Source organism: Bacillus sp. DX3.1, from assembly GCF_030292155.1.
Classification (GTDB): Bacteria; Bacillota; Bacilli; order Bacillales; family Bacillaceae_G; genus Bacillus_A.
This window is the reverse complement of record NZ_CP128153.1, coordinates 4,515,728-4,540,000: the sequence shown is the minus strand read 5'-3', so window position 1 is coordinate 4,540,000 and position 24,273 is coordinate 4,515,728. Positions and strand designations below refer to the sequence as shown.

At 38.6% G+C, this 24,273-nt stretch carries 18 protein-coding genes, 21 tRNA genes and 2 rRNA genes (1 of these 41 running past the window's edge); 35 read left to right on the top strand and 6 right to left on the bottom strand.

Annotated features, from left to right (window positions below; translation table 11 throughout):
• The 24 genes from QRE67_RS22890 to QRE67_RS22775 all read left to right on the top strand — a co-directional run.
• Positions 1-135, top strand: a 23S ribosomal RNA gene (locus QRE67_RS22890); it begins 2,787 nt to the left of the window's first position.
• A 101-nt stretch (positions 136-236) separates the two neighbouring features.
• Positions 237-352: ribosomal RNA gene (gene rrf / locus QRE67_RS22885) — 5S ribosomal RNA — on the top strand.
• A 5-nt stretch (positions 353-357) separates the two neighbouring features.
• A tRNA-Val gene (locus QRE67_RS22880) sits at positions 358-433 on the top strand.
• Positions 434-439: 6 nt separating this feature from the next.
• A tRNA-Thr gene (locus QRE67_RS22875) sits at positions 440-515 on the top strand.
• A 9-nt stretch (positions 516-524) separates the two neighbouring features.
• Positions 525-600 (top strand) — tRNA-His (locus tag QRE67_RS22870).
• Between the two features lie 20 nt (positions 601-620).
• Positions 621-701: transfer RNA gene (locus QRE67_RS22865), tRNA-Leu, on the top strand.
• A 29-nt stretch (positions 702-730) separates the two neighbouring features.
• Positions 731-805 (top strand) — tRNA-Gly (locus tag QRE67_RS22860).
• Positions 806-821: 16 nt separating this feature from the next.
• Positions 822-910, top strand: a tRNA-Leu gene (locus QRE67_RS22855).
• A gap of 3 nt (positions 911-913) precedes the next feature.
• Positions 914-987, top strand: a tRNA-Arg gene (locus QRE67_RS22850).
• A 10-nt stretch (positions 988-997) separates the two neighbouring features.
• A tRNA-Pro gene (locus QRE67_RS22845) sits at positions 998-1,071 on the top strand.
• A gap of 12 nt (positions 1,072-1,083) precedes the next feature.
• Positions 1,084-1,156, top strand: a tRNA-Ala gene (locus QRE67_RS22840).
• A gap of 18 nt (positions 1,157-1,174) precedes the next feature.
• Positions 1,175-1,251, top strand: a tRNA-Met gene (locus tag QRE67_RS22835).
• Between the two features lie 4 nt (positions 1,252-1,255).
• A tRNA-Ile gene (locus QRE67_RS22830) sits at positions 1,256-1,332 on the top strand.
• A gap of 17 nt (positions 1,333-1,349) precedes the next feature.
• Positions 1,350-1,442: transfer RNA gene (locus QRE67_RS22825), tRNA-Ser, on the top strand.
• 26 nt (positions 1,443-1,468) lie between these two features.
• Positions 1,469-1,545 (top strand) — tRNA-Met (locus QRE67_RS22820).
• 2 nt (positions 1,546-1,547) lie between these two features.
• Positions 1,548-1,623: transfer RNA gene (locus QRE67_RS22815), tRNA-Asp, on the top strand.
• A 9-nt stretch (positions 1,624-1,632) separates the two neighbouring features.
• Positions 1,633-1,708: transfer RNA gene (locus tag QRE67_RS22810), tRNA-Phe, on the top strand.
• A gap of 37 nt (positions 1,709-1,745) precedes the next feature.
• Positions 1,746-1,821, top strand: a tRNA-Lys gene (locus tag QRE67_RS22805).
• A gap of 7 nt (positions 1,822-1,828) precedes the next feature.
• Positions 1,829-1,899 (top strand) — tRNA-Gly (locus QRE67_RS22800).
• An 8-nt stretch (positions 1,900-1,907) separates the two neighbouring features.
• Positions 1,908-1,984, top strand: a tRNA-Ile gene (locus tag QRE67_RS22795).
• A gap of 4 nt (positions 1,985-1,988) precedes the next feature.
• Positions 1,989-2,063: transfer RNA gene (locus QRE67_RS22790), tRNA-Asn, on the top strand.
• Between the two features lie 3 nt (positions 2,064-2,066).
• Positions 2,067-2,157: transfer RNA gene (locus tag QRE67_RS22785), tRNA-Ser, on the top strand.
• A gap of 8 nt (positions 2,158-2,165) precedes the next feature.
• Positions 2,166-2,237 (top strand) — tRNA-Glu (locus QRE67_RS22780).
• A 194-nt stretch (positions 2,238-2,431) separates the two neighbouring features.
• Complete coding sequence (locus QRE67_RS22775) at positions 2,432-2,602, top strand: hypothetical protein (RefSeq protein WP_286122450.1); 171 nt, start codon at positions 2,432-2,434, stop codon at positions 2,600-2,602.
• On the opposite strand, the gene QRE67_RS22770 is transcribed toward QRE67_RS22775, so the two are convergent.
• On the bottom strand, positions 2,587-3,510 hold the full coding sequence (locus QRE67_RS22770; protein WP_286122449.1) for an alpha/beta fold hydrolase: 924 nt from the start codon (positions 3,508-3,510) through the stop codon (positions 2,587-2,589). The two genes, QRE67_RS22775 and QRE67_RS22770, sit on opposite strands and share 16 nt — an antisense overlap.
• A gap of 544 nt (positions 3,511-4,054) precedes the next feature.
• Here QRE67_RS22770 and QRE67_RS22765 point away from each other — a divergent pair.
• From QRE67_RS22765 to QRE67_RS22740, 6 genes are all read left to right on the top strand, one after another.
• Positions 4,055-4,999: an L-lactate dehydrogenase gene (locus tag QRE67_RS22765; RefSeq protein ID WP_286122448.1), complete on the top strand. Its 945-nt coding sequence runs from the start codon at positions 4,055-4,057 to the stop codon at positions 4,997-4,999.
• A 1,077-nt stretch (positions 5,000-6,076) separates the two neighbouring features.
• Positions 6,077-8,014 (top strand): 1,4-alpha-glucan branching protein GlgB, encoded by a 1,938-nt coding sequence (glgB, locus tag QRE67_RS22760; RefSeq protein ID WP_286122447.1) that lies wholly within the window; start codon positions 6,077-6,079, stop codon positions 8,012-8,014.
• Complete coding sequence (locus tag QRE67_RS22755) at positions 7,962-9,092, top strand: glucose-1-phosphate adenylyltransferase (RefSeq protein ID WP_286122446.1); 1,131 nt, start codon at positions 7,962-7,964, stop codon at positions 9,090-9,092. Before glgB ends, QRE67_RS22755 begins: the two co-directional genes overlap by 53 nt.
• 18 nt (positions 9,093-9,110) lie before the next feature.
• Entirely contained in the window at positions 9,111-10,145 is a 1,035-nt protein-coding gene (locus tag QRE67_RS22750; protein WP_286122445.1) for a GlgC family sugar phosphate nucleotidyltransferase, read from the top strand.
• Between the two features lie 188 nt (positions 10,146-10,333).
• Positions 10,334-11,770: a glycogen synthase GlgA gene (gene glgA, locus QRE67_RS22745; protein ID WP_286122444.1), complete on the top strand. Its 1,437-nt coding sequence runs from the start codon at positions 10,334-10,336 to the stop codon at positions 11,768-11,770.
• 12 nt (positions 11,771-11,782) lie between these two features.
• Positions 11,783-14,191 (top strand): glycogen/starch/alpha-glucan phosphorylase, encoded by a 2,409-nt coding sequence (locus QRE67_RS22740; RefSeq protein WP_286122443.1) that lies wholly within the window; start codon positions 11,783-11,785, stop codon positions 14,189-14,191.
• Positions 14,192-14,602: 411 nt separating this feature from the next.
• Here QRE67_RS22740 and QRE67_RS22735 read toward each other — a convergent pair whose 3' ends face one another.
• The gene (locus QRE67_RS22735; protein ID WP_286122442.1) at positions 14,603-14,746 is read right to left on the bottom strand and encodes a hypothetical protein; all 144 of its coding nucleotides are present in this window, start codon (positions 14,744-14,746) and stop codon (positions 14,603-14,605) included.
• A gap of 270 nt (positions 14,747-15,016) precedes the next feature.
• Complete coding sequence (locus tag QRE67_RS22730) at positions 15,017-15,739, bottom strand: lipase family protein (protein ID WP_286122441.1); 723 nt, start codon at positions 15,737-15,739, stop codon at positions 15,017-15,019.
• A 197-nt stretch (positions 15,740-15,936) separates the two neighbouring features.
• On the opposite strand from QRE67_RS22730, the gene QRE67_RS22725 reads away from it, so the two are divergent.
• On the top strand, positions 15,937-16,722 hold the full coding sequence (locus tag QRE67_RS22725) for a MerR family transcriptional regulator (protein ID WP_286122440.1): 786 nt from the start codon (positions 15,937-15,939) through the stop codon (positions 16,720-16,722).
• Positions 16,723-16,794: 72 nt separating this feature from the next.
• Here the strand turns inward: QRE67_RS22725 and QRE67_RS22720 are convergent, their stop codons facing one another.
• Complete coding sequence (locus tag QRE67_RS22720) at positions 16,795-17,577, bottom strand: TIGR00266 family protein (RefSeq protein WP_286125360.1); 783 nt, start codon at positions 17,575-17,577, stop codon at positions 16,795-16,797.
• A gap of 346 nt (positions 17,578-17,923) precedes the next feature.
• Between QRE67_RS22720 and cspD the strand changes: the two genes are divergently transcribed.
• On the top strand, positions 17,924-18,124 hold the full coding sequence (gene cspD / locus QRE67_RS22715; protein ID WP_286122439.1) for a cold-shock protein CspD: 201 nt from the start codon (positions 17,924-17,926) through the stop codon (positions 18,122-18,124).
• Between the two features lie 193 nt (positions 18,125-18,317).
• Here cspD and QRE67_RS22710 read toward each other — a convergent pair whose 3' ends face one another.
• Together QRE67_RS22710 and QRE67_RS22705 are read right to left on the bottom strand one after the other, a co-directional pair.
• Positions 18,318-19,049 carry a TraR/DksA C4-type zinc finger protein gene (locus QRE67_RS22710; protein WP_286122438.1) on the bottom strand — a complete coding sequence of 244 codons (732 nt, stop codon included), beginning with the start codon at positions 19,047-19,049 and terminating at the stop codon, positions 18,318-18,320.
• A gap of 95 nt (positions 19,050-19,144) precedes the next feature.
• Positions 19,145-20,098 (bottom strand): 1,4-dihydroxy-2-naphthoate polyprenyltransferase, encoded by a 954-nt coding sequence (locus QRE67_RS22705; RefSeq protein ID WP_286122437.1) that lies wholly within the window; start codon positions 20,096-20,098, stop codon positions 19,145-19,147.
• Between the two features lie 191 nt (positions 20,099-20,289).
• Between QRE67_RS22705 and QRE67_RS22700 the strand changes: the two genes are divergently transcribed.
• Genes QRE67_RS22700 through menH form a run of 3 tightly spaced genes read left to right on the top strand, consistent with a single transcriptional unit; the run spans position 20,290 to position 24,244 of the window.
• Positions 20,290-21,684, top strand: a complete 1,395-nt coding sequence (locus QRE67_RS22700; protein WP_286122436.1) for an isochorismate synthase — start codon at positions 20,290-20,292, stop codon at positions 21,682-21,684.
• The gene (gene menD / locus QRE67_RS22695; protein ID WP_286122435.1) at positions 21,681-23,435 is read left to right on the top strand and encodes a 2-succinyl-5-enolpyruvyl-6-hydroxy-3-cyclohexene-1-carboxylic-acid synthase; all 1,755 of its coding nucleotides are present in this window, start codon (positions 21,681-21,683) and stop codon (positions 23,433-23,435) included. The genes QRE67_RS22700 and menD overlap by 4 nt, the downstream gene beginning before the upstream one ends.
• On the top strand, positions 23,432-24,244 hold the full coding sequence (gene menH, locus QRE67_RS22690; protein WP_286122434.1) for a 2-succinyl-6-hydroxy-2,4-cyclohexadiene-1-carboxylate synthase: 813 nt from the start codon (positions 23,432-23,434) through the stop codon (positions 24,242-24,244). The genes menD and menH overlap by 4 nt, the downstream gene beginning before the upstream one ends.
• Positions 24,245-24,273: the final 29 nt, after the last annotated feature.

Below are 24,273 nucleotides of genomic sequence, written 5' to 3'. Positions count from 1 at the left end.
AGCCCCCCTCAAGATGAGATTTCCCATAGCGTAAGCTAGTAAGATCCCTGAAAGATGATCAGGTTGATAGGTTCGAGGTGGAAGCATGGTGACATGTGGAGCTGACGAATACTAATAGATCGAGGACTTAACCATATAATATGAAGCAATGTTATCTAGTTTTGAGAGAATATAAAAAAACTTGTTGACTTTTTAAATCAATCAGGTATAATAATGATTGTCTCAAATGAATATAGTCTGGTAATGATGGCAGAGAGGTCACACCCGTTCCCATACCGAACACGGAAGTTAAGCTCTCTAGCGCCGATGGTAGTTGGGACCTTGTCCCTGTGAGAGTAGGACGTTGCCAGGCAAAGTGGAGGATTAGCTCAGCTGGGAGAGCACCTGCCTTACAAGCAGGGGGTCGGCGGTTCGAGCCCGTCATCCTCCACCATATATTGCCGGCTTAGCTCAATTGGTAGAGCAACTGACTTGTAATCAGTAGGTTGGGGGTTCAAGTCCTCTAGCCGGCACCAGTAACTATGGCGGTTGTGGCGAAGTGGTTAACGCACCGGATTGTGGCTCCGGCATTCGTGGGTTCGATTCCCATCAGTCGCCCCATTTTTTATAAAAGATAATATGCGGGTGTGGCGGAATTGGCAGACGCACCAGACTTAGGATCTGGCGCCTTTGGCGTGGGGGTTCGACTCCCTTCACCCGCACTTTCAATTTTATAACTCATACATGTCTTGCGGAAGTAGTTCAGTGGTAGAATACAACCTTGCCAAGGTTGGGGTCGCGGGTTCGAATCCCGTCTTCCGCTCCAATTTTCAATATGACATGCCGGGGTGGCGGAACAGGCAGACGCACAGGACTTAAAATCCTGCGGTGGGTGACCACCGTGCGGGTTCGACCCCCGCCCTCGGCACCATATGCGCCCGTAGCTCAATTGGATAGAGCGTTTGACTACGGATCAAAAGGTTAGGGGTTCGAGTCCTCTCGGGCGCGCTTTTATTAACGGGAAGTGGCTCAGCTTGGTAGAGCACCTGGTTTGGGACCAGGGGGTCGCAGGTTCGAATCCTGTCTTCCCGATAGTTTTAACATGGGGCCTTAGCTCAGCTGGGAGAGCGCCTGCCTTGCACGCAGGAGGTCAGCGGTTCGATCCCGCTAGGCTCCACTTATTTAACTTTATTATGGCGGTGTAGCTCAGCTGGCTAGAGCGTACGGTTCATACCCGTGAGGTCGGGGGTTCGATCCCCTCCGCCGCTACCATAAAGGACCTTTAGCTCAGCTGGTTAGAGCAGACGGCTCATAACCGTCCGGTCGTAGGTTCGAGTCCTACAAGGTCCACCATTTAAAGTAAATATCTCGGAGGTATACCCAAGTTCGGCTGAAGGGATCGGTCTTGAAAACCGACAGGCGGCGAGAGTCGCGCGGGGGTTCGAATCCCTCTACCTCCTCCATTTTTAAAAAAAGAATATTATATCGTCGCGGGGTGGAGCAGTCTGGTAGCTCGTCGGGCTCATAACCCGAAGGTCGCAGGTTCAAATCCTGTCCCCGCAACCAATGGTCCCGTGGTGTAGTGGTTAACATGCCTGCCTGTCACGCAGGAGATCGCCGGTTCGACCCCGGTCGGGACCGCCATTTATTTTTGGCTCGGTAGCTCAGTCGGTAGAGCAGAGGACTGAAAATCCTCGTGTCGGCGGTTCGATTCCGTCCCGAGCCACCATCATATTTCATTTGGTGATTGCTTATTTAGTTTAAATGAGCCATTAGCTCAGTTGGTAGAGCATCTGACTTTTAATCAGAGGGTCGAAGGTTCGAATCCTTCATGGCTCACCATTTTTATGCGGGTGTAGTTTAGTGGTAAAACAAGAGCCTTCCAAGCTCTGGTCGAGAGTTCGATTCTCTTCACCCGCTTTTGTTTTGGGCCTATAGCTCAGCTGGTTAGAGCGCACGCCTGATAAGCGTGAGGTCGATGGTTCGAGTCCATTTAGGCCCACCATTATTCCGCAGTAGCTCAGCGGTAGAGCTATCGGCTGTTAACCGATCGGTCGTAGGTTCGATTCCTACCTGCGGAGCCATATAGAGAAGTACCCAAGTGGCTCAAGGGGCTCCCCTGCTAAGGGAGTAGATCGCTTACGCGGTGCGAGGGTTCGAATCCCTTCTTCTCTGCCATATATTTTGGCCCGTTGGTCAAGCGGTTAAGACACCGCCCTTTCACGGCGGTAACACGGGTTCGAATCCCGTACGGGTCATACGAAAAGAGATAGCATAATCTGCTATCTCTTTTTTATTTATAATATTATGTTATGAATGGACATATCTTTCAAGCTAGGGCAGACTTTCAACAGTCTGCTTATTTATTTGGATTGGTGTGGGCATATCAAAAAAGGAAAGAACTCCTTTTATAGCCGGATATAATGTTATATTCCATCCAAAGAATGAAAAAATGTTAGCAAAGCGCATTGGGATGTTAATTATATTATTTGGGCTAGAGACAATTTCATTTCCTGTTGTTTCACTTTTATTTAAAGTAGATGGATTTTATTTTGCTATTTTAGCTGGAATCGACATTTTGGTTGTGTTGATTCTTATACTAATGGATCAAATGGAAGTATAAAATGTTGTATTGGATTCGTCTTTACAATTTGCATCATTAATGATTGTTTGTAAAATAGATTCCCATATGTGAGGATCATCGGGTAAAAAATGTCCTGCATCTTTTATATAGTGGGTTGTTACATAGGGAATATCTGCTGCTACTTTTTTTATTTCTTCTATGGAGGCTAAAGTGTCAGCTGTACCATGCCAAATATGCATAGGGATAGAAATATCTTTAAAAGTAAATCCCCAAGATTTTGCTAAGAGTACAGGTTCTGTTACAGCTTCATCTACACTATTTCGCAGCGCTTCTTTCATATGAATCATAGCTACTTTAATATCTTCATCCGTTTTGATGAACTGTTGGTCCCATTCACATAAATGTGTGTTACCTTTTTTCATCGATTGCATATATTTTTCAGGATTCTTTTCCATTTGCTTTTTTTGTGAACGATAAGCCCATTTTAATATCCAAGGTAATCGTTTGGAGATAAAGAAAGCGATTCGATTTTCACGGCACATGCTAACAGGAGGCTTCTCATTTTCAAATGGAGCTACACTAGAAACCATGTTTACGCATTGCAAGCGTTCGGGAATTTTGTAAGCACAAGCTGCTGCATAAGCTCCACCGCCTGATACACCTATAATAGAAAAAGTTGGGAGCTGCAGTTGATTTGCTAACTCATTAACATCATCAGGCCAATCTAAAACTGTTCTATTACGTTTTGGATCAGAGAGTCCGTATCCAGGTCTATCTATAGAAATAAGCCGTATGCCTAATCGCTTTGCAATCATATCATCTTCCAATGCCCAAATTCTTGAACCAGGTGTACCATGGAACAGCATTACTGGTAATCCATTTGTTTGTCCATACTCTATATATGCTAAAGTGCGTCCGTCTTGTAATGTTATAATATGATTCTTCATTTTATTCACTCCTTATCCCGCTAATTAAACCGACCGTTCAGTCTAATTATATAATAGGGTTGATCTATTTGTAAATACTGGGATTTATCCCGCATTAACGGGCAGTAATATCCCCACCTCAAAATTCAGCAAAAAACAAAGAAGTTAGGTGGAGGATAAACTGCCCGTAAAAGCCCGATTGGTGAGGACTAATAATCAGTGGGGGATGAAAAACCCCCCACTGATTAAAGTTTCACTTTATTATTGGTCAGAAAAAGAAGATTTTTTCCACTTACTTTTAAGGAACAAATTGTGAGAGCGCACTGAAATAAGCTTTTTCACAATCTAAAGAAAAGGCTTCCATTGAGATTGATTCCACACCTGATACGATAACTTTCTCCTATCTGTGAAAAAGTTCACAAATAGGTCATAATTTGTGAATGTATTCACAATGATTCATGCTACAATATGAATGTAAGGAAGTTAAACAACATTAAATTAGTATTTTAATTAATTACTTAAATGACAATAATAAAGAAGTGAACCATAGAGAGGAGAATTTATCATGAAAAAAGGTATCAATCGTGTAGTATTAGTAGGAACAGGTGCTGTAGGTTGTAGTTATGCATATTCTATGATTAACCAAGGTGTAGCTGAGGAATTCGTTCTTGTTGACGTAAATGAAGCAAAAGCAGAAGGAGAAGCAATGGATTTAAGCCATGCAGTTCCATTTGCTCCAGCACCAACAAAAATTTGGAATGGTAGCTATGCAGATTGTAAAGATGCAGATCTTGTTGTTATCACTGCTGGATTACCACAAAAGCCAGGTGAAACTCGCTTAGATTTAGTTGAAAAGAATACAAAAATCTTTAAACAAATCGTTCGTGGCATTATGGATAGTGGATTTGATGGTATCTTCTTAATTGCAACTAACCCAGTTGATATTTTAACTTATGTAACTTGGAAAGAATCTGGATTACCAAAAGAGCGCGTAATTGGTTCTGGTACAACTTTAGACTCTGCTCGTTTCCGCTATATGCTAGGTGACTACTTAAATGTAGATCCACGCAACGTTCACGCATACGTTATCGGTGAACATGGTGATACTGAGCTTCCGGTTTGGAGCCACACTACAGTAGGTGTACAAAAACTAGAAACAATTTTAGCGAACAATGAACAGTATAATCAAAATGATTTAGATAAAATCTTTGTAAATGTACGCGATGCTGCTTACCATATCATTGAGCGTAAAGGTGCAACTTACTACGGAATCGGTATGTCACTTCTACGTGTAACTAAAGCGATCTTAAACAACGAGAATAGCGTGTTAACTGTATCTGCATACCTAGAAGGTCAATACGGCGAAGCTGATGCCTATGTAGGTGTACCGGCTGTAATTAACCGCGAAGGTGTTCGTGAAATTGTTGAGCTTGAGTTAAATGAAGAAGAAAAAGCGAAATTTGCTCATTCTGTAAAAGTATTAAAAGAAACTATGGCACCAGTACTATAAGATAAATTGTTCAGAAGTGGGGGCTGCTTCTCCCTTCTGAATTTTTTATATAAATTCCTTTTCCGGTTTCCCTGTATATCCCCAAGTATACACTTTTGCTGGAAAGGATCGATTATAGCAAAACGCACTCTATGTTAGGATAGAGTGCGTTTTTGTATATCTCTTATTTTTTTTGCGTTAAGCCTAATTTCTTCAAGATATCTAATGATCCCTTCCTAACACTCTAATGAGCTGTTTGAAGAAGGATTTCCTGTTTCATAACCCTTTTGCACATTAGATACCCAATGAGTCTTATATGCTCTCCACAGGCGTTATTTATACTGTTTGGATACAACCTTGCCCCACACTTTCAGTTATATAAGTCCATTTTGATTTTTCGACATATAGCCGCGGCTATGAATAACAAAAGGTGACCTGCACTCGTTTTCTCTCTTTGTTTTCACTATGTCTGGACAGGAAAAGGATCTGACCGCTTCTATGCATGGTCGGATGCTCTCTCCCACCTAAAAAGAAGGGTTTTATGTCGGTTTTTTAATTTGTATTTATATAGTTGGCTATCGCAAGTAATTGTTCTAATTTTTTTTCTAAGATATGTATACTTGCGTTATAGCTGCCCTCTTATTTTCTCCCTTTTCTTTCATTACAGTGTTTCAGAAGACTTAACGCAATTGAGAATGTACGTTCGTGTTTGGTTTTGTCAAAATTATACCTTATATTACAAAAAAGAAAAAAACTTTGTGCTGTACATTACATATGTTTGAGGGAGCGGACTTCTGTTGTTAATTTCTAAATTTCACAGAATGAAATAAGAGAGCTAGGAGGATGGTTGTTCCTAAAACCCCGATTGTTGATGTTTTTCCATTGTTTTGGTAATAACTTTATTAAAAAATTATACTCAAATAAAACGCTTTCAATGAATATTCGTCAAAATTCGATGTTTTTTATCAAATATGTCAATATTTTCTTAGATTTTAATGAAAAAGCGTATCTTTATTTAAAATTTCACAAGGATATTTCAGTTTATTATCGAATAGTGAATAGTATTAAAAATTCTGTCATCTTAGTGAGGTGAACATATTGGATGTAACAAATTGTATGGAAGAAGGATTGTATGAATTTCATAAAGAAGGATGTCATGAGAGTTATAACATGTTTGGAGGTCATCTTGTAACAGAGCATGAAATACAAGGGGTACGTTTTACAGTATGGGCTCCTCATGCGAAAGTCGTAAGTGTTGTCGGAGATTTCAATGAATGGGACAACGAAAAAAATAGGATGGTAAAAATGACAGAGCAAGGTATTTGGTCATTATTCATACCGGAACTGGAGGCATACGAAATATATAAGTATGCAATCAAAACTTCTGGTGATGAAATAATTTTAAAAGCAGATCCATATGCAACATATGCAGAAGTACGACCGAATACGGCATCTGTTATTTTTGATATAAGAGGATATGAATGGAATGATAAAAATTGGTCTCGAAAAAAGAAGCGAAAGCCGATTTATCAAGAAGCAATGGCAATTTATGAATTGCATTTTGGTTCATGGAAAAAGAAAGAAGATGGCTCGCTTTATTCGTATCGAGAAATGGCAGAGGAGCTTATTCCTTATGTAGTGGAGCATCAATTTACTCATATTGAAATCATGCCGCTTATTGAGCATCCGTACGATCGTTCTTGGGGATATCAAGGTACTGGATATTATGCGATGACGAGTCGATTTGGTACGCCGCATGATTTTATGTATTTTGTCGATGAATGTCATAAATATGGAATCGGTGTCATTTTAGATTGGGTACCAGGACATTTTTGTAAGGATGCTCATGGGCTGTATTTATTTGATGGAGAACCAACGTATGAATATAGGGACTCTGATGTACAAGAAAATCATGTTTGGGGAACGGTAAATTTTGATTTAGGAAAACAGGAAGTTCGAAACTTTTTAATTTCGAATGCACTGTTTTGGATGAAATATTATCATATTGACGGTTTTCGTGTTGATGCAGTTGCAAATATGTTGTATTGGGAAAAGGATGGAAAGCAGCAAAGTAATGAACATGCGGTCGCCTTTTTACGCCAATTAAATGAGGTGGTATTTGCTGAGGATTCGACATTTCTGATGACCGCTGAAGATTCAACAGCTTGGCCACTTGTGACTGCGCCAACGTATGAGGGCGGACTTGGTTTTAATTATAAGTGGAATATGGGCTGGATGAATGATGTACTGAAATATATGGAATGTGCACCAGAATATCGTAAATATATTCATGAGAAAATGACATTTTCTTTGCTATATGCTTATTCAGAAAACTTTATTTTACCCTTATCCCACGATGAAGTTGTTCACGGAAAAAAATCGTTATTAAATAAAATGCCGGGAGATTATTGGTCGAAGTTTGCTCAACTTCGTTTATTGTACGGATATTTCTTTACACATCCAGGGAAGAAATTGCTCTTTATGGGTGGAGAATTTGGACAATTTGATGAGTGGAAAGATCTCGAAGATTTAGATTGGAACTTACATGATTTTGAAATGCATGATCGTATGCATGATTACTTTAAAGAGCTCATAGCATTGTATAAGCGCTCAAAGCCACTTTGGCAATTAGATCATTCACAAGAAGGATTTGAGTGGATTGATGCAGATAACCGAGAACAAAGTATCTTTTCATTTATTCGCAAAGGGGAGAAAGAGGAAGAGATCCTTGTTGTTGTATGTAATTTCACAAATGCTGTGTATGAAAACTACAAAGTAGGTGTACCAGCATTTCAATATTATAACGAGATTTTAAATAGTGATGATCCGGTATACGGTGGTTCAGGACAGGTAAATAAAAAACGGTTAAAGACGATTATAGAGCCGTATCATAATCAGTCTGCTCATGTAGAAATAACAATTCCACCATTTGGCGTTTCAATTTTACGGCCAGTGAAAGCGAGAAAGGGGAGCAAAAAACAAGATGGTTCAAAAGCAGACTTGCGTAGCGATGTTATTGGCAGGGGGAAAAGGTAGTCGTTTAAGTGCGTTAACAAAGAATTTAGCTAAGCCAGCTGTTCCATTTGGCGGTAAATATCGAATTATCGATTTCACATTAAGTAATTGTGCAAATTCTGGAATTGAAACGGTCGGGATATTGACGCAGTACCAACCGCTAGAGCTTCATAATTATATTGGTATTGGGAGCGCATGGGATTTAGATCGTGTTAATGGAGGGGTAACTGTACTTCCACCGTATGCGGAATCTTCTGGCGTGAAATGGTATACAGGGACTGCTAGTGCGATTTATCAAAACTTGAATTATTTATGTCAGTATAATCCAGAATATGTTCTGATTTTATCAGGCGATCACATTTATACGATGGATTATAGCAAAATGCTGGATTATCATATTGAAAAAGAGGCAGACGTTTCTATTTCTGTTATTGAAGTACCTTGGGAAGAAGCAAGTCGTTTTGGAATTATGAATACAAATGAAGAAATGGAAGTTGTTGAGTTTGAAGAAAAACCACAATATCCAAGAAGTAACCTTGCATCGATGGGGATATATATTTTTAATTGGTCTGTTTTGAAAGAGTATTTAGAGATGGATGCAAGAAATCCAGACTCGAGTAATGATTTTGGAAAGGATGTAATTCCACTTTTATTAGATGAAAAGAAGAAATTAATGGCGTATCCATTTAGTGGCTATTGGAAAGATGTTGGTACGGTGAAAAGTTTATGGGAAGCAAATATGGATTTGCTTCGTGAGGAATCATCTTTGAATTTATATGACCGTGGCTGGCGTGTGTATTCTGTGAATCCCAACCAACCACCGCAATATATTTCTGAGAAGGCAAAGGTAGAGGAATCACTAATTAATGAAGGCTGTGTAATTGAAGGGGATGTAGCGCATTCTGTTCTATTCCAAGGGGTAACAGTTGGAGAAGGAAGTATCATTAAGGATTCAGTTATTATGCCAGATGCTAAGATTGGTAAACATGTAGTCATTGAAAGAGCGATTGTTGGACCTGAAATGATTATTGAAGATGGAACGATTATTCGACCAGAAAAAAATATGGATGAAGTTGTACTTATAGCAGATGGGAATTAATTAAGGAGGATGGGATGAATGGGAGAATCAATGTTAGGAATTATTAATGCAACTGGAAGTTTTCCTTCCTTACAGAAAGTAACAGGCCACCGTTCACTGGCAGCATTACCATTTGGGGGACGTTATCGTCTTATCGATTTTATGCTTTCTAATATGGTAAATTCCCATATTCATAGTGTAGCGATTTTTACTAGTCATAAAAATCGTTCCTTAATGGATCATCTCGGATCAGGAAAACAATGGGATTTAGATCGAAAACGCGACGGCTTATTTTTATTTCCTCCTAATTGCCAATGTGATCAAGATGAATTCGGTTCCTTTGCTCATTTCCGTAGACATATTGATTATTTTCTACGAAGTAAACAAGAGTATGTTGTTATTACAAATAGCCATCTTGTAACAGCATTAAATTTTCAAGCTGTACTAGAAAGACATATACATACAAGGGCAGATATTACGGAAGTATGCCATGAAGGAGTATCACTGCAGACATATGTATTAAAGAAGGATTTATTGCTAGATTTATTTGAAACGTATAAAGAGCAGAAACATTATAGCTTATTTGATGTTGTTAAGGAAAAACGCGGAGAATCCTTGTATATTGGGGCGTATGAACATACGGGTTATGTAGCGGTCATCGACTCAATTGAAAGCTACTATAAACATAGTTTAGAAATTTTACAGCCTTCCATTTGGAAACAGTTATTTACGAAAGAAGCTCCGATTTTTACAAAGGTTAAAGATGAACCGCCAACGCGCTATATGAAAGGTGCTCAGGTACAAAATACAATGATTGCAAACGGTAGTGTAATTGAAGGACAAGTGGATCATAGCATTGTGTTCCGTTCTGTAAAGATTGGAAAAGGATCTAGTATTCGCAATAGTATTATTATGCAAAAGAGTCAAATTGGGGATAATTGTATACTAGATGGCGTTATTATTGATAAGGATGTAAAAATTGGAGATGGCGTGATCTTAACGGGAACGGCTCATAATCCGTATGTTGTAGAGAAAGGTAGTGTACAAAGTCATAACATAACTAGTTATTCATGAAAGCTCTGTACAAAATAGCAGTAGGCAAGATTTTCACAAGTTGTGATAACCATCAGCGGGGGAATGAAGCTCCCACTGATGGAAGTTTCACTTGCGAAAAATAGTAGCACAATTTTTAAAATTCGAAGGGAGGAAGCTGTAAGAAAAGCAATGAGGGTATATTTGTTTTTCATGCAGTGGAACAACACGTGAATATTTTATTTGCAGTATCAGAATGCGTACCGTTTATTAAATCGGGAGGCTTAGCAGATGTGGCGGGTGCACTTCCAAAAGAACTGAAAAAATTAGGGGTGAATGTCCGCATTATACTTCCAAATTACAGTCTAATTACCGATCACTTGCGAGAAACATGTACGCTCCATAAAGTAATCAATGTTCAGCTTGGTTGGCGAAATCAATATTGTGGGATTTTAAAAGGAGAACAGGATGGGATTACTTATTATTTAGTTGACAATGAATATTATTTTAACAGGGATTCGCTCTATGGGCATTACGATGATGGGGAGCGTTTTTCTTTCTTTTCCAAGGCGGTATTAGAGTCTATTCCACATTTAGATTTCGATGTGGATATTCTTCATTCTCATGATTGGCATACAGCGATGGCTAATTTTTTATTGCGCGAACAATATGGAGATCAGCCATTATATAAACATATTAAAACGGTTTTTACCATTCATAATTTACAGTTTCAAGGTGTATTTCCGCCTGTGGTTATGCACGATTTATTGAATCTTGGTGATGAATATTTTCGTAGTGAACAGCTCGAATTTTATGGGAATGTCAACTTTATGAAAGGGGGCATTATTGCTTCGGATTGCATTACAGCTGTTAGCCCCACTTATAAAGAAGAAATTCAATATCCATTCTTTGGGGAAAAGCTAGATGGTTTATTGCGCAAATATAATGATAAGCTCATCGGAATTATAAATGGTATTGATACGGTTGTTTACAATCCGCAAACGGATCCATTCATTACCGCTTCATATGATGCCAAAACATTATTTAAAAAACGAGAAAATAAATATGCTTTACAGCGTTATTTTGGTTTACCTGAAAAGGCAGACACACCAATTGTTGCAATGGTAACGCGCTTAACAAAGCAAAAAGGTTTGGATTTAGTCCGCGGTGTGTTCCATGAAATGATGCAAGAAAATGTACAATGTATCATTTTAGGATCAGGAGATGCCGAATATGAACAGTTTTTTGAAAGAATGGCATGTGAATATCCGGAAAAAGTGAAAGTGTATATTGGCTTTAATGAAGAGCTGGCACATCAAGTATATGCGGGTAGCGATTTATTTTTAATGCCATCATTATTTGAGCCATGCGGCTTAGGACAACTGATTGCACTGGCATATGGCGTTATTCCGATTGTAAGGGAAACAGGAGGATTGAATGATACTGTTCAGTCTTATGATGAGAAAACTGAATCTGGAAATGGCTTTAGCTTTACAAATTTTAATGCACATGACATGTTACATACGGTTCGTCGTGCACTAAAGTATTATCATAACAAACCAGTGTGGAACGGGCTTGTAAAACAGGCGATGACAGAAGATTACAGCTGGAAAAAGTCAGCACGTCAATATAGCGAGTTGTATAAAAGTTTGTTGGATCATTCCTAAGAGGTGAAAAAAATGTTTACTCATACAGAAAGCTTTAAAGCAGCTTTTTTAGAAAAACTAGAAACGATGTATGGAAAAAGTTTCAAAGATTCTACAAGTCGTGATCATTATAATACACTTGGGCATATGGTACGTGAGTATATGAATCAGCATTGGATTGCAACAAACGAAAGATATAGGGCAGGGAATCAAAAGCAAATGTATTACTTGTCGATTGAGTTTTTATTAGGTCGCTTACTTGGTAGTAATATGCTCAACTTAGGGATTCATGATGTATGTGAACAAGGGTTAGCAGAGCTGGGGATTTCCTTGCAAGAATTAGAAGAGAGTGAAGCGGATGCTGGGCTTGGAAACGGAGGACTTGGACGTTTAGCAGCCTGTTTTCTCGACTCTCTTGCATCTTTAAACCTCCCAGGACACGGATGTGGTATTCGTTATAAACATGGTTTGTTTGATCAAAAAATTGTAGATGGGTATCAAGTAGAATTACCAGAACAGTGGTTACAGCATGAAAATGTATGGGAAGTTAGAAGGCATGACCAAGCAGTCGAAGTAAGCTACTTTGGACAAGTAGAAGCAGTGCAAATCAATGGTCGCCTAGAGTTTCGACATACAAATGCGGAAGTGATTATGGCAGTTCCATATGACATTCCGGTTGTTGGGTATAAAACAGATACTGTAAATACACTTCGACTTTGGAATGCAGAGCCGGTTCCTTTTCCGCAAAATTGTAAAGATGTTTTGAAATATAAGCGTGAAACAGAAGTTGTGTCGGAATTTTTATATCCGGATGACACGCATGATGAAGGGAAAATATTACGGTTAAAACAGCAATATTTTCTTGTATCATCAAGTTTGCAAAATATTGTTCGTTTGCACCGGGAGCGAAACGGTACACTTCGAAATTTGCATGAAAAAATTGCAATCCATATTAATGATACCCATCCAGTACTTGCAATTCCGGAATTAATGCGCATTTTATTAGATGAGGAAAAGATGAGCTGGGAAGATGCATGGTATATCACAACGCATACGATTTCTTATACGAATCATACGACATTATCAGAAGCGCTAGAAAAGTGGCCAATTCATATTTTTCAGCCGTTATTGCCGCGAATTTATATGATTATTGAAGAGATCAATGAACGCTTCTGTCATGAATTATGGGAACGGTATCCGTATGATTGGACACGAATTGAAGATATGGCGATTATTGCACATAATCTTGTGAAAATGGCTCATTTAGCAATTGTCGGGAGCTATAGTGTAAATGGAGTGGCTAAAATTCATACGGAAATTTTAAAACAGCGTGAAATGCGATTGTTTTATGAGTTTTATCCAGACAAATTTAATAACAAAACAAATGGCATTACGCATCGACGCTGGTTGTTAAAAGCCAATCCGCAGCTTTCTAATCTGATTTCAGGAGCAATCGGAACAGAATGGATGAAGTCCCCAGAACAATTGCAAGCACTGCAAAGCTATCAGTATGATACTGCTTTTCAAGATCAATTGCATGCTGTAAAGCAGCAACGTAAAATCATATTGATGGAGCGGATTGCAGATAAAACGGGGATTCTCGTTGATCCACATTCTATTTTTGATGTGCAAGTAAAACGATTACACGCTTATAAAAGACAATTATTAAATGTGCTCCATATTTTATATTTGTACAATCGTTTAAAAGAGGATTCGAGTTTTTCATTTTATCCACGCACATTTATTTTTGGAGCAAAAGCATCACCAGGTTATTATTATGCAAAAAAAATTATTAAATTAATAAATGAACTTGCTCGAAAAGTGAATGAGGACCCGTATGTTAGTCAATATATGAAAGTTATTTTTCTAGAAAACTATCGTGTTTCCGTAGCTGAAGATATATTTCCAGCAGCAGATGTGAGTGAACAAATTTCGACGGCAAGTAAAGAAGCATCTGGAACAGGGAATATGAAGTTTATGATGAATGGTGCCATTACGTTAGGGACGCTAGATGGGGCCAATATTGAAATAAGGGAAAAAGTGGGCGAGGATGCTAGCTTTATTTTTGGTTTAACAGCTGAAGAAGTGTTGCATTACTATCAGAATGGTGGATACCGTGCGAATGAGTATTATCATCATAACTCGCATATTAAAAAGGTGGTAGATCAGTTAACAAACGGATTTTTCACAAACGCTGGAGCAGAGTTTGAGGCGATTTATGATTCGCTTGTCATTCAAAATGATGAATACTTTGTTCTTCGTGATTTTGGACCATATGCAGATTGTCAGGAATCGGTGGGAAGAACCTATGAAAATCGTAGAAGATGGCTGGAAATGTCCATTGTAAATATTGCACAATCGGGTTATTTTGCGAGTGACCGTACAATTTCACAGTATAGTAAGGGAATTTGGGGAATTGGTGATACGGTTAAGCTTTTATGAAATGAATATATTATATAAATACAAATTAAAAAAACGACATAAAACCCTTCTTTTTAGATGGAAGAGAGCATCCGTTCATGCATAGAAGCGGTCAGATCCTTTTCCTGCCCCATGCCAAGAGAAAACAAAGAGAGAAAACGAGTACACGTCACCTTTTGTTATTCATAGCCACGGCCTATATGTCGGAAAATCAAAATGGATATATATAGTAATATAGAAGCGTAGATGAGTCCCTTACGAAGATTTGAAGGGACTTTTATTTATGAGATTGGAAAATATAAAATAATTATGAAATGTGGTGATAGTATGGATAATGCCTATGATTTTCCATGCTTAGAAACAAAGCGTCTCTCGGTAAAGTAAAAACAGCTTGGAAATTTCCAAGCTGTTTTTACTTATTATGATTTTTTATTAGTTTGCTGCTGAAATATAAGGATTCACTGAATATAACATACCAGTCCCACCATATTCCGCAGTAGCGAAGTATGAAAATGTGAAGAAACCCGTAATACTAATAAGTAAAAGAAGAAAAAATGTAAAAATAGTTTTTAACATGTTTGGTCCCCTCATCCTAAAATATATAAATACAAATTAAAAAACCGACATAAAACCCTTCTTTTTAGGTGGGAAAGAGCATCCGGCCATGCATAGAAGCGGTCAGACCCTTTTCCTGCTCCATGCCAAGTGAAAACAAAGAGAGAAAACGAGTGCAGGTCACCTTTTGTTATCCATAGCCGCGGCTATATGTCGAAAAATCAAAATGGATTTATATAGATACTCCTATTATTATAATATATTATTTTCATTTCCCCTAATGATTTCCAATTAAAAGAGAGAAGTCAGACATGCTTTATATGTTGTCATAGAATGGTTTTTTATAATAGACTTCATATTTTTAGCAAATGTCATACTATGGTGAACATGAGAATATTCCCATTCTTGATCGTTAAACTGTACTTTGCGAGGAGGAAGAAGTGGGACGACATCAAATAAATTAACGAGGCGAAAGCTACTGGCAATTTGTATTTTATAATAATTTCGAAAGGCAATATCCCCAACCTTTGGGGAGGCAAAGGTATAGAGGCTGCATCGTGAGAAAGAAGTATTTACGCGTGCATCTAATATGTGAAGTGCAGCAAGGGCTCCTCCTAAACTATGCCCTGTAACAAGAAGTGTTTTATGTGATGACAAAGATACGAGCATATCCATAATGGAATCACGACAGGATTCATAAATAGAGAGGAAGCCATTGTGAACGCTCCCGCTATTGGAGGCGTAAGGATAAGGTTTTTGATTAACAAGAGAATCAATAACCCAATCCGGATCAGATTGGGTTCCGCGAAAGGCGATAATGACGGTGTCTTCAGATTCTAGTATGAAGCCGAACCATTCTGTTGTCTGAATGGCTTTTGCTTGAAAGCCTTGTACATATTGAAACCCGTCAGGTATTTGAAAAATCCCGTTTTGCTTATATTGTTCATATGTTAATTCACAGCATGTGGCTAACAATATGGCAGTATCTTTATCAAAAGATAAAGGAGCACGCATTAAGGAAGCCCTCCTTAAGAAGAAAGTATAGTTCAATATATGAGTTAAAGGAGGGAATCATTCTTTGAGTAGCTTTAAAACAAAGCGAGATGAAAAAAGTGAATATTTTTGTGAATTCACACTTGAACCTTCAGTTACGTGAGGTAGTATGATTTGGGTAACCATATCGGTAAAAAGAATGTAGGGGGAAATAACAGATGAGTAATAATGAAAGTTATTCAATTGGAGAGTTTTCGAAAAGAACAGGCACATCAATACGGACACTACATTATTACGATGAAATTGGATTACTCACACCTGAAAAACATCCTAGTTCCGGACATCGAATATATAAAAGTCAAGACATATTAACGTTGCAAAAGATAGTAAGTCTTAAATTTTTAGGATATAGTCTAGATGAAATTTGTGTAATGGTGAATATGTCTAGCTTTAACGTAAACTTAAAAGAAACATTACAGAATCAAAAGAATGCTTTTGAGGAAAAAAAGAAACATATCGAAGCTTCTCTGAAAGCAATTAATCGAACGATTATTTTGTTAGAGGAAGAAGGGAAAGTGGATAGTGACATTTTAATGAGTTTAATCAGTAATATACAAAAAGAAAGTGAACAACGTTTATGGCTTGAAGAATACATGTCTAAGGAAGTCGTTGATCAATTGTATAATAAGTCTGAAGAAGATATGGTGGAATTTGATAAAGAATTTATCCATTTGTCTAAAGAGGTAAAGAGATTATTTGGAAAGCCAGTTCATGATTCAGAGGTACAAAAGCTTGTCGATAAACATATGAAGGCAACTCTTACATATGTGGGTGAAAAAGCGTTATATTCTTTTGGGGAATTAGAGCATATGGAAGAGCAGTATGAGAATATGATCCCGTCTCCGTATACAAAGGAAGAAGAGGAATGGTTAAATCAGGCAATGGAGCATTATATGATTCAGAATGGTATGTACAGTCCATGTGATGAAGAAAAGGATAAATGATTCTTTAAAATGAAAAAGCAAACCGCTCTCCTTATGAGATGTAGCGATTTGCTTTTTTTGTATTGAACGATTTTACTCTTTACCATCTAGAAGACGGCCAAGTCCACCTAAAACGCTACCTTCACCACTACTTTGAGCTCCTAGACTCGTAATACGCTGTGCTAAGCGGCTTAATGTTAAGGATTGAATCCAAACCGTTCCGGGCCCTTCTAATGTTGCAAAGAATAAGCCTTCTCCGCCAAATAAAGCTGTTTTTACATTGCCTACGAATTGAATATCGTAGTTAACATCTCTTGTCATTGCAACGAGGCAACCTGTATCAATACGCAATTTTTCACCAGGCTTTAGTTCCCGTTTGTACACTGTGCCACCTGCGTGCATGAAGGCAAGTCCATCGCCTTCAAGTTTTTGCATAATAAAGCCTTCTCCGCCGAAAAAGCCACTGCCTAGTTTTTTTGTAAATTCAATGCCGATAGAGACACCTTTTGCAGCGCAAAGAAAAGCATCTTTTTGACAAATAACTTTGCCATTATATTCTCTTAAATCAACAGGAATAATTTTCCCGGGGTATGGTGCAGCAAATGATACGTGGCGCTTACCATGTCCAGTGTTTGTAAATACGGTCATAAACATACTTTCGCCTGTAACGAGACGCTTTCCAGCACCCATTAATTTACCGAAAAGGCCACTTGATTGTCCGCGGCCATCACCAAATATCGTTTCCATTTCAATATGATCTTCCATCATCATCATTGCCCCAGCTTCTGCAATGACGCTTTCCTCTGGATCTAATTCAATTTCTACAAATTGCATATCATCGCCATACAATTTATATTCAATTTCATGTGCTTTCATCATCTTCACCTCGAATGTAATATATAAGTATATTGTACAGAAATTTTGGATTTTAGAGAATTTAAATTTTGTTAATTTTCTAATGAGAAGTGGAATTTTTTGATTTTCTCTGCATGTAACTATTATATTTCTTTAGAAGAGGAAAAGAAAATTTTGAGATGAAAGTGTTCTCATTTGACGTTTTCCATATACCGTGATATAGTGAAGTCACTATTGAGCTACATAATGTGGTACGGAAATAAAGCGTGTTTACTTCAAGGCGTTAGGCTTGTGATACATTCATGTCCTTTATATCCACCTTTTCATGTGGATTCATAGTTTCATTTTTATTTAGGAGGTACATGACATGCAAACAGGTAAAGTAAAATGGTTTAACGGTGAAAAAGGTTTCGGTTTTATCGAAGTTGAAGGCGGAGAAGACGTATTCGTTCATTTCTCAGCTATTCAAGGCGAAGGCTTCAAAACTTTAGAAGAAGGTCAAGAAGTTTCTTTCGAAATCACTGAAGGTAACCGCGGACCTCAAGCTGCTAACGTTACTAAAAACTAATTATGCGAAAAAAGCATTCCGAATTTCGGAATGCTTTTTTTTATCCTGCAATAACGGGCAGTAATACCTCCACCTCAAATTTCTGCAGAAAGCAAAGAAGTTAGGTGGGGGATAAACTGCCCGTAAAAGCCCGATTGATGAGGGCTAATAATCAGTGGGGGATGAAGAAAACCCTACTGATTAAAGTTTCACTTTATGATTTCGAACCAGATTCATCCGAAGAAAGTTCACCTTTATATGTTCTTTCCTCAAAATCATCAAGCATTTGTTCATACTCTTCATGTTCTTCTGTTGCATACACTTGTGGGTTCTTTCCATACATATCTGTTCCGATAAAATTCTCGAAATCTTCTACATAACCACGTGGTTCTTCCGCATCTACATACATTTCATCGAAGTTTTTGGAATCGCGGCGTTCCAAATCAGATGGTGTTTCTGACGTTCCGTATAAAGCAACATCTTGCCAAGCATCTTCTGCATCGTATCCAACAGCGCTGTCCATATCATATTTACCAAACGGTGGCTCTACTAATTCTTCTTCAATTGGACGTGCTCCTAAAATTAATTTATTATGCGTATGTTCTATACAAGTTGTTGCAGTGGGCATTGCTTCTAATCGTTCCAATGGGATTGATTCGCCGGATACTTCACAAATCCCGTATGTGCCCGCCTGTATGCTTTGCAGGGCATGTTTTGTATCTTGCAGTTGTTTATGCCAAAATTCAACGAGTCCTAAATCTTTTTCTCGTTCATATAATTCGGTACCCATATCACCTGGATGATTGTCGTAGGCAGATAATTCCCCAACAGATTCACGTTCGGATGCCCGGTCTTCACTCTCATGATTTTGCAAAGTTTGTTCCAGTTCTTGTTGTTGTTTTTCTAAAATGTTTTTAAAATGATTTAGCTGTTGTGGAGTTAACATAATGTCCACCTTCCTACAATTCGGTTTCCTTATGTAGTATGGGCTGGAATGCGGGAATTATGAATTCAAAAAAAAGGAGCGAAGTCGCCCCTTTTTTATAGGAAATATCCAAGTAATAAACCAATCCCCATTAAAAATCCAAAGATTGTATTTGTTTTTGCTGTTGCAATCATGGCAGGTACCATTTCCATTGGAATGCTTTTGCCGATAAAGCCTTTTGTTGCTTTGAATGCTTTCGGAGCACTAAGGAAAACGATAAGCATCCACGGTGACACGATTCCGACAAGGATCAGAGCAATGGTCCAAATATAGGAGATGATAAACATCGATGCAAGGACACCGATTGCATTGTTACGACCCACGATAATGGCTAATGTATTACGACCATTTTCTTTATCTCCATCTAAATCACGAATATTATTGGAAAGTAAAATTGATCCGATTAAAATTGCATTTGGGATAGAAAGTAATACCACTTCTGATGTTACGGTTCCCGTTTGAATAAAAAATGAAATTCCAATAATAATAACGCCCATAAATAATCCGGCTGTTAGTTCTCCAAACGGCGTGTAGGCAATTGGAAGGGGACCGCCCGTATAAAGATAAGCGACTGCCATACAAACAAGACCGATTGCAGCAAGCCACCAACTGGAGTTCATACAAATGTAAACTCCTAATAAAATAGCGATACCAAAGAATCCAAATGCTAAATTGAGCACTGTTTTTGGGGGAATGCCATCGCGGACAATTGCGCCGCCGATGCCAACCGAACCTTCATGATCTAAACCTCTTTTATAATCAAAGTATTCATTAAACATGTTTGTCGCTGCTTGAATGAGGAGACAAGCGAGAAGCATGATAAAGAAAAGAGGAAGATGTATTTGATTTATGCCCTCTACTTGCATTGCAAAAGCTGTTCCGATAAAAACAGGAACAAAAGCGGCTGTTAATGTATGAGGACGTAATAAACTCCACCAAATGCGCCAACCAGTTTGTTTATCTGGCTTTGGGAGCATAGGAGAGGAGTTCGTTTCCATTTTCATTTCCATATAGAATCCTCCTGTCACATAAAGTACACAATTAAGTGTAGGAAAAGCATCATTTAGTGTCAACGTTTATTTTTTAGGAAGAAAACACGAATTTCTCAGAAATGCTAAACATTGACACAACTTTCGTTTGAGGTGTATCTTAAAATCAAGCGTATTTATGACTATTTTTCGCCCATAGGGGGGGAGACTTTGTGATTCAAACGAAACAAAAAGACTTACAAGAAGTGCTTCTTACAGCTATTAAATGTGCGACTGATGAAAAAATATTGGTCAGTTTTGTAAAACAGATAGAATGGACGGACCCGCTTCTTTTCTATGCAGCAGGGAAACAAGTTGCATATGAAAATAGATGTTATTTCGCAGACCCAGCTCAGCATGTGGTTTTTGCTGGAATTGGTTCTGCTTTCACTATAGCAAACTCTGCTGAAAAGCGCTTTCGAAATGCTCGTGAACAGTGGGAAAAGGTGCTGGAAAAAGCAATGATTCACCGAGAAGCATATGAATTTGGAACGGGTCCGCTTTTATTCGGTGGCTTTTCATTTGATCCACAAAAAGAGCAAACAGGTCTTTGGAAAGAATTTCAGGACACAACATTGTTGTTACCAGCTTTTCTATTAACAGTAAAAAATGAAAAAGCATGGCTAACAATGAATCGATTTGTTTCAGCTGAAGATTGTGCGGAGACAATTTATGAAGAGGTCGTCTCATTAGAAGAGCAGATTCTACAGGAGAGTAAACAACCGCTTGTGGAAGTAAAGGTAAATATAACTTCTACATTAGAAGTAAATCCAAAGCAATGGATGCAAGCAATTGTAAACGTGCAGGAAGAAATGAAGAAAGATAACGTACAGAAGGTTGTGTTGGCAAGGGAACTACAATTAATGATGGATCAAAGTATGGATTCCGCTCATGTTTTGCAAGCGCTTCGCATGGGACAACCAGATTGTTATGTATTTTCCTTTGATTATAAAGGTGCTTGTTTCTTAGGGGCAACGCCAGAGCGATTGATTCGAAAAGAAGGTGAGACATTTACATCTATGTGTCTTGCTGGTTCGATGGCTCACGGCACTTCTATAGAAGAACAACAGCACAATGGTGATGCACTTCTTCATGATGAAAAGAATTTGGCAGAGCACGGTTATGTAGTAAACATGATTCGCAGTGTATTAAAAGAGCATTGCGATTCGGTGGATATTCCTGAGCATCCAGGTTTATTGACAACAAAGAACTTACTTCATTTATATACACCTGTTCAAGCAACAGGTAATGTACCATTGCTTACGATGGTGGAAGAACTTCATCCAACACCAGCACTTGGTGGTACACCACGATTAGAAGCAATGCAGCTTATTCGTGATGTAGAGTTGCTAGATCGAGGGTTATATGGCGCTCCAATTGGCTGGCTGGATGATCAAGGAAATGGTGAATTTGCAGTGGCTTTGCGCTGCGGATTATTGCAGGCTGACAAGGCATCCTTATTTGCTGGCTGTGGTATTGTTATTGATTCAGTTCCGCAGCTTGAATATGAAGAAACAAGTTTAAAATTTAGACCGATGCTTAATGCTTTGGAGGAATTAAAGAAATGACGAAACATGTAGAAGCATTGTCTTATTACTTAGGCGCGTTTGTCGATGAATTAGCGCGCCTACATGTATGCGATGTTGTTATTAGTCCAGGTTCGCGGTCAACACCGCTTGCTTTGCTAATGGCGCAGCATAAACAAATTAAAACCTATTTGCATGTGGATGAACGATCAGCTGCCTTTTTCGCGCTCGGTATCGCGAAAGCGAAGAAACGTCCTGTAGCGATTTTATGTACATCAGGAACAGCGGCAGCGAACTATTATCCGGCTATTTGTGAAGCGTTTCATTCACGAGTACCGCTACTTGTATTAACAGCAGATAGACCGCATGAATTGCGAGATGTGGGAGCACCGCAGGCGATGAATCAGCTGAATTTATATGGCTCCTTTGTGAAACAGTTTATGGAGATGGCTCTTCCGGAAGCGTCAGAACCGATGTATCATTATGCCCGTATGACAGCTGGGCGTGCTGTTGCAAGCGCATGCTTTACACCAAAGGGACCTGTCCATATTAATTTTCCACTTCGTGAGCCGTTAATTCCAGATTTCTCTTTAGAGAATTTATGGGAAAAAGGTCGAGGTGAATATACAGGGGCAGTTCATCAAGGAAACATGACGATGAAGAGTGAATATGTAAATTCTCTTACAGAGCGCCTTTCAAGTATGAAAAAGGGGCTTATTATTTGTGGAGATAATAGTCACCGAGAGATTGCTGAAGCTGTTGTGAGATTTGCGGAGCAAGTTGGTTATCCAATTGTTGCAGATCCGTTATCTGGAATTCGTAGCGGTAATCACGATAAAACAATGGTGATGGATTGTTATGATACATTCTTACGAAATGAAGTGCTGCGTGATACATGGAAGCCTGATGTTATTATTCGTTTCGGTGGTATGCCGGTTTCTAAGGCATTAACGCAATATGTTAAGAAACAGAAGGAAGCGCTGCATATCGTTGTGGATGAATCAGGAAAATGGCGAGATCCTGCTCTTATGGCAACGGAAGTGATATGTGCAAATGATGTAGAGTTTTGTAACCAACTTGCAAGCAGCATTGCTAAGAGAGAAGAGAATGATTGGTTCCAGATGTGGCAACATATAAACGAAAAAACGAAGGAACAACTTCGTGAAGTTGAAACATACGAAACAGCATTTGAAGGAAAAGTGATTACAGATCTTATACATGTTTTACCAGAGAAAGCGACTTTATTTGTGAGCAATAGTATGCCGATACGTGACACAGATACGTTCTTCTTTACAACAAATAAACAGATCAATGTGATGGCAAACCGTGGTGTGAATGGTATTGATGGTATTATTTCTACAGCATTAGGTGCGAGCACTGTTTGTGAACCACTTGTATTAGTTGTCGGCGATTTAGCATTTTATCACGATTTAAATGGGTTACTTGCAGCAAAATTACAGCAGTTAAATATAACCATTGTTGTTGTAAATAATGATGGTGGCGGAATTTTCTCCTTTTTACCGCAATATGAGAAAAAGGAACACTTTGAAGCATTATTTGGGACACCGCTTGGACTTGATTATGAGCATGTTGTGAAAATGTATGGTGGGTCATTTGAGCGTATAAATGGCTGGGAGGCGTTTCGCGAAGAAGTACAAAAAGGAACAACAGAAGAAGGTTTACATGTTGTGGAACTTTGTACGAACCGAGAAGAGAATTTACAGTTGCATCGTAAGTTATGGACTAATATAGTAAAGACAATTACCGAAACATTACAAGGTGACGCAAAATGAATGTAACCTTAAAAGGTGTCATGTATGAATATGAAGTGGTAGGGAGTGGATCACCCCTTCTGCTTCTTCATGGTTTTACGGGTAGTATGGAAACATGGCGTACATTCATTCCTTTGTGGAGTAAACGGTTTCAAGTCATTGTAGTGGATCTTGTTGGGCACGGTAAAACAGAAAGTCCAGAGCAAATCAAACATTACGACATTCAAAATGTTGCTTCCCATATGATTGCATTGCTAGATCACTTGCAAATTCAAAAAGCTCATATACTTGGGTATTCAATGGGAGGAAGACTTGCTATTACAATGGCGTGTCTCTATCCACAGCGTGTTTTATCTCTTTTACTAGAGAATTGTACAGCAGGGCTTAGGTCAGAAGCAGAACGCAAAGAACGCCGTGAAAAAGATGAACAGCTTGCGGACAGAGTTGAACAAGAAGGCATAGAAGTCTTTGTGAATAAATGGGAAAACATCCCGCTATTTGCTTCGCAAAAAAAATTGTCATTGTATGCACAAGAGAAGGTTCGAGAAGAGCGCCTTTTGAATAATCCGAAGGGGCTAGCAAATAGTCTTCGCGGCATGGGAACGGGAGCGCAGCCTTCTTGGTGGGACGAGCTGTATCAACTACAAATGCCTGTCTTGTTAATGAATGGAGAGTACGATCAAAAGTTTTTTCACATCTTAATAAACATGCAAAAACATATCCCTCATGCGCAATTTATAAAAATTGATGGGTCTGGCCATGCAATTCATGTGGAACAACCGCAAAAGTTTGATACAATAGTAAAGGGATTTCTCCAAAACATACAGTGATACTTTCTTCTAGGGATTTTTCCTTTAAG